Raw genomic sequence first — 11,839 nt, forward strand, 5'->3', positions numbered from 1 at the left:
TAATAAGAGAGAGAATCAAAAGCAAAAGGATAGTGAATTTTGCTTTTGACCCACTCTTGTTTGTTTTATTTAGTATACTTCTACCTTCCCCGCAATTCGTTTCGCTTTATCACGCAACGCATCCAGATCGGCGTTCAGCGGCGCATAGCAAAGCACGACTCCCATACGGCGGTTGACACGGGTAAACGGTTTGCCGAAGATGCGCAGATAAGTGTCTTCTTCTTTCGTTACTTCTTCCATGCCACGATATTGGGGACGTTCCTGGCTCGCAATCGGAGAAAGGATGACGGCACTTGCACCGATCCGTTCCTGCTTGATGCCGGGGATAGGCAAACCGAGCACGGCGCGCAGGTGAAGTTCAAACTCATTCAGGTTCTGTGTTCCTGCCAATGTTACCATACCGGTATCATGCGGACGCGGAGAAAGTTCAGAGAAGTAGACCCCGTTTTCGTGACTCAGGAAGAACTCTACTCCCCAAAGTCCGGCACCTGTCAGGGCACGGGTTACTTTTTCAGCCATTTCTTCGGCTTCTTTCAAATGTGCAGGGTCGATGTGTGCCGGTTGGAAGCTCTCGCGGTAGTCTCCCCCTTTCTGTACGTGCCCGATGGGAGGACAAAACAGTGTAGGTCCGTTTTTCTGCGTAACTGTAAGCAGAGTGATTTCGCTGTCGAACTTGATAAATTCTTCGATAATCAATTCGCGGATATCACCACGGCTACCGCTGCATCCGTATTCCCAGGCATGTTCAAGTTCATCGGCACTCTTGACAAGGGACTGTCCTTTGCCGGAAGAAGACATCAACGGTTTAACAACGCAAGGGAAACCGATTTTAGCGGCTGCCGCTTTCAGCTCGTCCAGTGTCTTGGCATAGAAATATCTGGCTGTTTTCAGTCCGAGTTCCTTAGCGGCAAGGTCGCGTATTGCCTTACGGTTCATCGTAAAGTTGACAGCACGGGCACTGGGCACTACCCGAATACCTTCCTTTTCGAAATCATACAAGCGTTCCGTACGGATGGCCTCAATCTCCGGAACGATGATATCCGGATGATGCTTTTCTACAACACGTTCCAATTCTTCACCGTTCAGCATGTCGAATATTTCAAATTCATCGGCAACTTGCATAGCAGGTGCTCCGGCATAAGAGTCACAAGCAATGATATACTGACCTTTGCGCTGTGCAGAGATCACAAATTCCTTTCCTAATTCTCCGGAACCGAGCAACAGTATTTTCTTCATTATTTTGAGTGTTTTATGTTAGTGATGCAAAATTAGTATATTTCTTTTTATTAATGACGCACCTTCGGATATTTATTGTGAAAACGGAAACCGAGTCCGAGCATCAGATAGTTAGGTGTCTGGAAGTCCTGCAAATTATATCCGATGTGAAGGAAGGAGCTGCGGGTGATGTCTATTTTCAATGCAAGAATCTGATAAAAGCCTCTCATATCTCCACGACTGAGCACATTGGCTCCCATGCCGACCCCAATCGTAAAATAAGGCATCACATACTCTGCACGCGCCGAAAGTCCCAAAGCCAATTGGTGCTGAATGCCCGGTTTCAGAAACTCACGGGTAGAGCTGCCGCTCCCATATTCTTCTCTGTATACATTGGCACTGCCATCATAGACACCGTCCAGCGAAGCACCTACACGCAACTTATAACTCAGGTTATACATCGGAGCGAAATTGAATCCGGCAACCGGATATGCATTGGGAGACGCTATCTGCTTCTCGCCTACCCACACGCCTTTCCGACGCCATGACCCGAACAGCACGACATCATAACTGATGTGACGGGGAAAACGGGTAACAACAGGCTGACAAAACGGTTTTGAAAGGTCTTCTTCCGTACGGTTGAAATTGTAAACGACTCCGATCTTAGCTCCGGTAGTATTGATTCCCGCATTCGGATATTTAGTGTTGCCATTGGAGAAATGAGTGAAATCACCTCCGACTATAAGATCGAAATAACGGGAAAACGCCCAATTCACATACACTCCGGCATTGATATAGGCATTCATCCGTGACCCGACAGCACCATTATAGGTGTTATAGTAATTGTCATAAGGCTTCCATCCGGCGGACAGACCGAAATTCCACTCATAATTGAGCGAGACACGGGAGGAGAAACGAGCGATCCGGGCGCCTTGAAATACATAGAAAGAGAAAGGATCGCCCAACTGTTTCTTATCTCCAAAAGTCGAAAAAGATACACCGACGCCTTGATAAGCTCCACCGTAAATACGGTCGGCACAAGTGTTGGGACGAAACTTGAACGAGTACTTCAGATGAGCGGCAAACGATGCCTGAACCGGCTTCCAACGCTCGTTCTCTCCTTGCAGGAAAGGATTGGTAGGAAATACATATTGCGGACGGGCCTCTATCCCCAAACGATGGATGAAACGATGCGGGATGTATACTCCGGCACTTCCCACGTTTTCCGTGAGTTCCGGATATCTTGAATAACTTCCGCTGCGCAAAAGGTTTTCAGCATATCCGGATGGGTGCGGTACACTGTCACAGGAAGTTCCTTGCTCTGCCAGAACAACTTCCGGCAGGCAAAACATAACGGAACAAAGAACGATGGCTTTCCATCTCTCAATCGCGTTTCTCATAGTGTCGACATATTAGTCTCCGGGGCCTCCTGACAGTTTCATAAATCAAGCGTTTCAATAAATTTGGCAACATGATAACCATCCATCAGTCCGTGATGACAAGTGACGGAAATGGGAAGCATCAGTTTCTCGCCTTCCCGAAAGTATTTTCCGGTAGATATTTTGGGGACACTATCACCCGAACGCATATTTGTGGGGTGCTTCATGTCGGTAAAGACCAGCCAGGGAACAGCTGAGTAATGAATGGCATTGGGATGGAAAGTACCTCCTTTATTGAGCCCGGTGGTACCTTGCAGCCTCTCCATTTCGGCTTTTGCCTTGCGAATAAAAGTGAGTTCATCCGGATCATACTCAAAGGCGGCAAAAGAGAACGTGTGATCGGCACGCCCTACCGTCGCTTCGGGAAGCAGACTGTCATAGCAGACCACTTTGTCTCCTTCGATACGGTAACGGAATTCTTCGACTTTGCTTGCGGCAGTGATAATACGATGTAGTAGTAAAAGGGAGAAGGAAACGCCTTTTGCTTTTGCCTCCTCATAAGAACGGGTGCAGTCTACATGGACCGTCACTCCGAAAAAGGGATCATCGAATGCGCTGAAATGCTCAAAATGCTCTTTTCTGTTCCATGTAGCAAGGTCGATGATCTTTTCTATCTGATTCATCCTAAACACTCTTTAAAATTATGTTGCAATTAGATTTAGGCACGGATTACGCGGATTACACGGATTTCTTTTATGATCCTATTTTTATATAGAACCCAACTCTTTATCCGTGTAATCCGCGTAATCCGTGCCTAACTACATATTTCATCAATCAAACGCGGTATCTTCTTACTGATGCTGTTCACGCAACAGGTCGTTCACTGTCTTCACCGGATTGAAAGTGGTCAGAGGGACTTCTACGAATACGGTATTCCAGTCACTCATAGCACCATTCCACAAACCGGGGAGTTCTAGAGCTTTCAGGTCTTTTCCGTTCTTCGATTTATAAGAGATGAAGCCTGTCGCTTTATCTACGTATTTCACCAGATCGAACTTGTGACCTTTATAGTCACGTACGGCACAAACCAAGTCTACCGGATTGAAGTGCGTACCCTTTTCGAACATTTCCTTTTTGGCAGGATCGTTCATATCGATCTGAGAGCTTTCGAGGATTTGCAGGGAGATAGTTCCGTCTCTGTTATAAGCAAGGAACGGACCGCCACCCGGCTCGCCTACATTCTTCACCATACCGCATACACGCATCGGACGGTTCAGTTTGCTCTTCAGGTAGATCACCAGTTCGGCATCTTCGAGGTTCTTCGTTTCGGGATTCTTGCAGAAAAGTTGTTTTTGCAGGAACTGGAGAATTTCCATGATTTGCTCATGTGTATACTTTCCACTGTCGAGCAATTCGAGGTATTCGAATGCCTTCTTCTGCAAGGACACGAGTACGCCGGCAATCAGTTTCTTATAAGTAACGGTGTCGGCTTTCAGTTTATCGGGTACTACGTTGTCGATATTCTTGATGAAGATAATGTCGGCATCGAGATCGTTAAGGTTCTCGATCAGCGCACCGTGACCACCCGGACGGAACAGGAGTTTGCCGTTGTCACGGAACGGTTGGTTATCCATATCGGCGGCGATGGTATCGGTATTCGGTTTCTGCTCGGAGAAGGTAATGTAATAGTCTACTCCATAACGTTTGCCGAATGCCGCGGCTTTCTCTTCCACCAGTTTCTTGAAGAGTTCACGGTGTTCGGTAGAAACGGTGAAGTGTACATTGACTTTGCCACTCTTTCCGGCTGCATACATAGCACCTTCGGCAAGGTGTTCTTCAAGCGGAGTACGTGAACCTTCGGGATATTTATGGAATTTGAGCAGACCTTTCGGAAGTGCTCCGTAGTTGAGTCCGGCAGTTTCGAGAAGGGCAGCTACTACAGCTTTGTAATTACCTTCTTCCATCAATCCCGGAATATCTTTTCCGGCTGTACGCTGACAAGCTACATTCAAGTCGTCATAGAAAGCAAAATCCTTGATTCCGTCGAAGAATGCCTGCTCAAACTTTGTAGTAGGTTTGTCATACTCTGCGGACAGAAACTCGAACAGATTCTTGAACATACGACTGGCAGCGCCCGAAGCAGGAACAAACTTCACGATGATCTTATCCGTATTTTTATAAGCATCCCATGCAGCCAGATATACTTTTTGTTCTTCTGCGTCAGGAGCCAATATGCCTTTTTCTATGGAAGCGGCAGCATCCAGTTTCAAATAAGGAAAACCTGTCTGGAAGCAAGCCAGCTGTTCTGCTATCTGCGCTTCCGTGATGCCTTTCTTGGCAAGCAACTCTTTGTCCTGTGTCGTTATCATAATATCTATTTTTATTAATTGATGCCCAAAAATACAAAATGTTATTTACTTCTTGCCGAATAACCGGGAAAAAAAGTAATTTTACGTCGAATTAACAAGATTGAATATGGACGACTTTTTTACATCAGAGGAAAAGAAGGAGCTTTTTTCACTCTACAGGCATCTGTTGCAATCTGCCGGAGATACGATTTTCTGGAAGGATTGCCAAAAATTAAAGAAACATCTTATCAAAGCTGCCCAATGTAACGGGCTGCAACGCAATAACTTCGGGATGAATCCCGTCATCAGAGATTTACAAACGGCGGTTATCGTAGCCGAAGAAATCGGAATGAAAGGTTCGTGTCTCATCAGCATTATGCTTCACGAAATCGTGAAGGCACATATCCTGTCGATTGAGGATGTGAATGCCGAATATGGCGAAGATGTAGGCAGTATCATCAAAGGACTGGTGAAAACAAACGAACTGTACTCCAAAAGTCCGGCGATTGAATCGGAAAACTTCCGCAATCTCCTGCTCTCTTTTGCCGAAGATATGCGCGTCATTCTGATCATGATTGCAGACCGTGTGAACGTGATGCGCCAGATCAAGGATACAGGCAACGAAGAAGACCGGGTAAAGGTGGCGAACGAAGCAGCTTATCTGTATGCTCCGCTGGCACACAAGCTGGGACTTTACAAGCTGAAATCGGAACTGGAAGACTTGTCGCTGAAATATACACAGCGGGAAACTTACTATTATATAAAGGAGAAGCTCAACGAAACGAAGGCTTCCCGTGATAAGTATATCGCCTCCTTTATCGACCCTATCCAGAAGAAGGTAAAGGAAGCCGGATTGAAGTTCGACATCAAAGGACGTACCAAATCGATTCATTCCATCTGGAACAAGATTCAGAAACAGAAGACTCCGTTCGAAGGAATTTATGACTTGTTCGCTATCCGTATCATTCTGGATTCCGAACCGGACCCGGCTAAAGAGAAGCAGGAATGCTGGCAGGTATATTCTATCGTTACGGATATGTATCAGCCCAACCCGAAACGTTTGCGGGACTGGCTTTCAATTCCGAAAAGCAACGGTTACGAATCGTTGCATATCACTGTGATGGGGCCGGAAGGCAGATGGGTGGAAGTACAGATTCGTACCCGGCGAATGGATGAGATCGCAGAACGGGGACTCGCCGCACACTGGAGATACAAAGGCATCAAAGGTGAAACAGGACTGGACGAATGGCTGACTTCAGTACGCGAAGCTCTTGAAAATGCAGATAACGACTCTTTGAAAGTGATGGACCAGTTTAAAATGGACCTTTACGAAGATGAAGTATTCGTATTCACACCGAAAGGAGACTTGTTCAAGCTTGCCAAAGGGGCTACCGTACTCGATTTCGCTTTCCATATTCATAGTAAACTGGGATGCAAGTGTATCGGAGCAAAAGTAAACGGCAAGAACGTACAGTTAAAGCAGAAACTGAACAGCGGTGATCAGGTGGAAATCATGACGTCGAATACCCAGACTCCGAAGCAGGACTGGCTGAACATCGTGACGACTTCCAAAGCCCGCACCAAGATACGTCAGGCACTTAAGGAGATGGTAGCACGCCAGCACGATTTCGCCAAAGAGACATTGGAACGGAAGTTCAAAAACCGGAAGATGGAATATGACGAAGCTACGATGATGCGTCTTATCAAGCGTCTGGGCTTCAAAAATGTGACAGAGTTTTATCAGAAGATTGCAGATGAGACACTGGATGTCAACGATATTCTGGATAAATACCTCGAACAGCAGAGACGGGACAATGACACGCATGATGAGATCGTTTATCGCAGTGCCGAAGGATATAATTTGCAGACAACACAAGAAGAGGTCACCTCCAAAGAGGATGTGCTTGTCATCGATCAGAATCTGAAAGGACTGGAATTTAAACTTGCCAAATGCTGCAATCCGATTTACGGAGATGATGTATTCGGATTTGTGACAGTAAGCGGAGGTATCAAAATTCATCGGGCGGACTGTCCGAATGCCAATCAGATGCGCGAACGGTTCGGATACCGGATTGTAAAAGCACGTTGGGCAGGAAAATCAGTCGGCACACAGTATCCTATCACACTGCGTGTGGTAGGTCACGATGATATTGGGATTGTTACCAATATTACCTCTATCATTTCTAAAGAGAATGGAATCAGTCTGCGATCCATCGGAATCGATTCCAACGACGGATTATTCTCCGGAACACTAACGGTAATGGTAGGTGATACCGGACGACTGGAAGCACTCATCAAGAAGTTGAGGACAGTGAAAGGAGTAAAACAGGTAAGCAGAAACTAAAAAAATGAAGAATGAGGAATGAAGAATGGGCTGCGCTATTATGCTGCAAAGTAATTCTTCATTCTTCATTTAAATCATCTTACTTTCTTGTTCTTATAATAAGGATAAGTAACCAGTATAAAGAAAATCAAAGCGATCACAGCTACTACTTGTCCGGTATAAAGCATCTTATCTGCTTCCAGATCGAAATAGCACGCAACGGCTATTCCGGATGAGAATCCGACTTCGCTGGCCAACAGATGAGTGGTATTTGCCGTACCTCGCTGACAATGATGGGACAGCTTCACAAACATGACCAGAAACTCCGGCATCACCAGTCCCAAACCTAATCCAAGAAGGATGGAAGGAACACCTACCGGAAAACCGGAAGCCAACAGAGTGATAGCTACAATCTCCAGTATCATTCCTACAAGCACCAGCCGCCATGTCTTATCCTTCAGAACAAACAGACGTGCCAGCAACAAGGAGGCAAGGTATCCGGCTCCTGTACCGACAAAGAATGGGATGGGTATTCCTCTATTCCCCAGTACGAAATCGTTGAGGAAAGGATGTACGAGCGGAATCAACAATCCCGGTACGAAAGTAATCAGAATCATGTTGATAGCAGGTACCCATCCCCGCAACAGCAGGAAGCGGTCGAAGGAATAGAGCTTGGTAACGATCGGGGCACGGAAAGGCACATATACTCCGGCTACCATCAAAACACCTGCTATTCCGGTGATCACCGACACGGACAGCAGGTTTTTAAATGAATAGCTCTGATAGAGCCAGACACCCAGAACAACACCGATAATCATCCCCAGACGTGCCATCCAGGAAAAGCTGACATTTCCGGCACTGCGAAGTGTAGCGTTCGTTATATCAATGGCAAGTGTGATTCCTGCGGTGGTAGCAATTCCAAAAGCCAATCCTTGTACGGTGCTCAACAAGACAAGTTCCGTTACATTGGTCACAAAGGTATATCCTGCCGTTGCCGCTACCATCAGGGCAAAAGAGAACATACACATGTACTTACGCTTGTAGGCATCTACGAGATAAGCATGGAACGGACCGATAAGGAACATTCCCAATGTAAAAAAAAGAAAGATAACCCCTGTCTGTGCTACCGGTACCCCAAGACGGTCGGCCATCTCAACGGAAAGCACCGGAAACAGGATATACAAAGAGATAAACAACAGCAAATTAGCTACGCATATCCGCATAAAATGAACTGTCCACAATTTAACTGCCATATATTGTTTTAATATTGTTCCTTCTCGTTGGGGAAGTCGCAATTCTTCACGTCGGACACATAACGGCTGATCGCATCAGTCATCACTGTGTAAAGGTCTGCATACCGACGTAAGAAGCGGGGACGGAATCCATTGTTCATTCCAAGCATATCCTGGATGACCAACACTTGTCCGTCTACATGACCACCGGCACCAATACCGATAATAGGTATCGTCAATTCCGAAGCTACCCGTTCAGCCAAAGTTGCCGGAATCTTTTCGAGCACGATGGCAAAGCAACCTGCCTCTTCGAGAAGATGGGCATCGCGAATCAGCTTTTCAGCCTCGCTCTCGTCTTTGGCACGCACTGTATAAGTACCATATTTATTAATAGACTGAGGCATCAACCCCAAATGGCCCATCACCGGAATACCTGCGCTGATAATGCGTTTCACCGTACCGATGATTTCTTCTCCACCTTCCAGTTTCAAAGCATCGGCATGACTTTCCTTCATTATGCGGATGGCAGAAGCAAGACCTTCCATTTCGTTTCCCTGATAAGATCCGAAAGGCATATCGACTACGACCATAGCACGTTTTACGCCACGTACGACTGATTTTGCGTGATAAATCATCTGATCAAGAGTAATAGGCAATGTAGTCACGTTACCTGCCATTACATTAGAAGCGGAGTCGCCCACCAGAATCACATCCATTCCCGCACCATCTACGATTTGTGCCATCGTGTAATCATAAGAAGTAAGCATAGATATTCTTTCGCCTCTCTGTTTCATTTCAACCAAGCGATGAGTAGTCACCTTTCTTGTGTCATCTGATATATAACCAGCCATGTCTTTTCAAATTTTAAATTAATAATTAAAAGATAAAGAGCTTCTGACAACGCGAACGTTATCAAAAATTGGGGCAAAGTTATAACATTTCTTCCATAAGTGAGAAAGAAAACGAAAAAGAATCACTCAAGATAAAGACTCCGACAAAAAACAAAAGGAATTTTGAACTGTTTTTTCTCTATATGAATCAGGGGATTCATGATTCAAACCAAATAAAAAAGAGAATTGAAAATGAAAAAGGCATAAGCTGATGAGATAAGGCAGAGGTGCACGCAGATAGCATAAAGCATTACGTGCACTGCTGTATACTGATTTTCATCATTTGCGATGTATGGTCAGTAACCGTTCGAAGGTCATTTCCGAAAAGTCATCTATAATATAGTGTGCTTTTCCGGTAATAGCCTCTCTTGTATTGGTAGTGGCAAGACCGATAACGGTAGCACCGGAAGTCATTCCGGCTTGCAGACCGTGGAAGGAGTCTTCGAACACATAAGAGTTTTCAGGAGTAGCACCGAATATTTCCATACCGAGAAGGAAACAGTCGGGAGCCGGTTTGGAGCGGGCAAACATTTCTCCGGTCAGGATACGGTCTACCATTCCTTTAAATTCGGGATGGGCATTGTAAACGTTTTGCATCTTCTCTTCGTTGGAACTGGTGACTACAGCTATCTTCACCCCGTGATTCCGAAGATTGGCGATAAAGGCTTCCACACCGGAAATGTATTCATAAGACATGCTTTTCTCGAAGACATTGAGCCCGGCTGTAATCTCTTGCTGAGCCTCCGGCTGATCCGAGAAGTATTTGTCGTAAATCTGGGTCAGCGTCTGTCCCTTGATACGGCGTCCGAAGTCTTGTTCATTCAGATATTTACGCCCTTGTTCATCCCAGAAAACAGTGTACTGCGTTTCCGTATCCATGATGACACCATCGAAATCAAACAGTGCCGCAATTGTCTTTGTTGTATCCATACTTACTCTTTCTTTTTACCTAAAACGTTAAACCTTGTGTATTGAATTGTGCAAAGTTCCGAATAATCATCGAATCAGGCAAATAATTCGTACCTTTACCCCACTTAAAAAAACGTAACATTCGTTTTCATCCAACAATCCATACGAGCGCATGAGCAAAAACGATCCGCACATATTAGGAAAAGAAAGCATCGGTAAGCTACTGTTGCAATATTCCATTCCCGCCATCATTGGGATGACGATCACGTCTATTTATAATATTATCGACAGCATCTTCATCGGACACGGTGTGGGACCGATGGCTATTGCCGGATTAGCGGTCAGCTTTCCCCTGATGAATCTGGTAGTCGCTTTCTGTACGCTGGTATCTGCAGGCAGCTCTACCATTGCTTCTATCCGTCTGGGACAGAAGGATATGAAAGGAGCTACGGAAATCTTGTCGCACACACTGATGCTCTGCATCACGAATGCTTTTTTCTTCGGCATACTGTCTTTTATCTTTCTCGACAACATACTGATTTTCTTCGGAGCGAGTCCCGACACGCTCCCATACGCACGCAGCTTTATGCAAGTGATTCTGCTGGGAACTCCGATCACTTATACGATGATCGGTTTGAACAATGTGATGCGTGCTACCGGATATCCGAAGAAGGCGATGCTTACTTCGATGGTAACGGTAGTAGCCAATATCATCCTCGCTCCCATCTTTATATTTCATTTTGAATGGGGAATGCGAGGAGCCGCTACGGCAACGCTCATCTCACAGCTGATCGGTATGGTGTGGGTACTAAGCCACTTTTGCAAGAAGGAGAGCACGGTTCATTTTGAGGGAAAGATCTGGAAGGTAAAACGAAGAATTGTAGAAAGTATTTTCGCTATCGGCATGTCTCCCTTCCTGATGAATGTTTGCGCTTGTGCTATCGTTATCATAGTCAATAACAGCTTACAGGAATACGGAGGCGACATGGCTATCGGTGCTTACGGCATTATCAATCGCCTGTTGACACTCTACGTAATGATTGTGTTGGGACTGACTATGGGAATGCAACCCATTGTAGGCTACAACTTCGGAGCACAGAAGATAGACCGGGTAAAACAGACACTACGATTGGGAATTATCTCCGGTGTAGTGATTACCAGCAGTGGTTTTGTGATCTGCGAATTTTTCCCTCATGCGGTATCGGCACTTTTCACAGATAGTGATGAATTGATAAATCTGGCAGTAGAAGGAATCCGTCTGGCAGTACTTATGTTCCCGTTTGTGGGAGCACAAATTGTGATTGGCAACTTCTTCCAGAGCATCGGCAAGGCAAAAATCAGTATTTTCCTTTCGCTGACACGACAGTTGCTTTATCTGTTGCCTTGCTTGTTACTCTTCCCGCAATGGTGGGGCTTGAAAGGTGTCTGGATCAGTATGCCGGTATCGGATGCACTGGCGTTCGTCACTGCTGTTATCAGTCTGATGATTTATATAAAGAAGGTATCGAAGGAACATCCGATAGCAAATAAGGTAGCGGAATAA

Annotated in this window: 9 protein-coding genes; 2 read left to right on the forward strand and 7 right to left on the reverse strand. The window is 45.6% G+C overall.

The features are described 5' to 3' along the window. Positions 1-69: 69 nt before the first annotated feature. The 4 genes from purT to BLW31_RS11970 all read right to left on the reverse strand — a co-directional run bounded on the left by purT (position 70) and on the right by BLW31_RS11970 (position 4,963). Positions 70-1,236 (reverse strand): formate-dependent phosphoribosylglycinamide formyltransferase, encoded by a 1,167-nt coding sequence (purT, locus tag BLW31_RS11955; RefSeq protein ID WP_010538195.1) that lies wholly within the window; start codon positions 1,234-1,236, stop codon positions 70-72. Between the two features lie 50 nt (positions 1,237-1,286). Next, positions 1,287-2,615, reverse strand: coding sequence for an acyloxyacyl hydrolase (locus tag BLW31_RS11960; RefSeq protein WP_022302202.1), 1,329 nt, complete (start codon positions 2,613-2,615; stop codon positions 1,287-1,289). A 38-nt stretch (positions 2,616-2,653) separates the two neighbouring features. Beyond that, entirely contained in the window at positions 2,654-3,277 is a 624-nt protein-coding gene (locus BLW31_RS11965; RefSeq protein WP_010538197.1) for a chloramphenicol acetyltransferase, read from the reverse strand. Between the two features lie 168 nt (positions 3,278-3,445). Beyond that, a complete protein-coding gene (locus BLW31_RS11970) occupies positions 3,446-4,963 on the reverse strand; it encodes a DUF4301 family protein (protein WP_010538198.1) in 1,518 nt (505 codons plus the stop codon). A 106-nt stretch (positions 4,964-5,069) separates the two neighbouring features. Between BLW31_RS11970 and BLW31_RS11975 the strand changes: the two genes are divergently transcribed. Further along, positions 5,070-7,286 carry a RelA/SpoT family protein gene (locus BLW31_RS11975; protein ID WP_010538199.1) on the forward strand — a complete coding sequence of 739 codons (2,217 nt, stop codon included), beginning with the start codon at positions 5,070-5,072 and terminating at the stop codon, positions 7,284-7,286. 74 nt (positions 7,287-7,360) lie between these two features. Here the strand turns inward: BLW31_RS11975 and BLW31_RS11980 are convergent, their stop codons facing one another. The 3 genes from BLW31_RS11980 to BLW31_RS11995 form a co-directional block, all read right to left on the reverse strand. Beyond that, on the reverse strand, positions 7,361-8,518 hold the full coding sequence (locus BLW31_RS11980; protein WP_010538200.1) for an MFS transporter: 1,158 nt from the start codon (positions 8,516-8,518) through the stop codon (positions 7,361-7,363). 8 nt (positions 8,519-8,526) lie between these two features. Beyond that, complete coding sequence (gene panB, locus BLW31_RS11985) at positions 8,527-9,348, reverse strand: 3-methyl-2-oxobutanoate hydroxymethyltransferase (RefSeq protein ID WP_010538201.1); 822 nt, start codon at positions 9,346-9,348, stop codon at positions 8,527-8,529. 318 nt (positions 9,349-9,666) lie between these two features. Continuing rightward, positions 9,667-10,317, reverse strand: a complete 651-nt coding sequence (locus BLW31_RS11995; protein ID WP_010538203.1) for an HAD family hydrolase — start codon at positions 10,315-10,317, stop codon at positions 9,667-9,669. A 151-nt stretch (positions 10,318-10,468) separates the two neighbouring features. On the opposite strand from BLW31_RS11995, the gene BLW31_RS12000 reads away from it, so the two are divergent. Then, positions 10,469-11,839: an MATE family efflux transporter gene (locus BLW31_RS12000; protein ID WP_010538204.1), complete on the forward strand. Its 1,371-nt coding sequence runs from the start codon at positions 10,469-10,471 to the stop codon at positions 11,837-11,839.

The organism is Bacteroides faecis MAJ27 (assembly GCF_900106755.1).
Taxonomy (GTDB): Bacteria; Bacteroidota; Bacteroidia; order Bacteroidales; family Bacteroidaceae; genus Bacteroides; species Bacteroides faecis.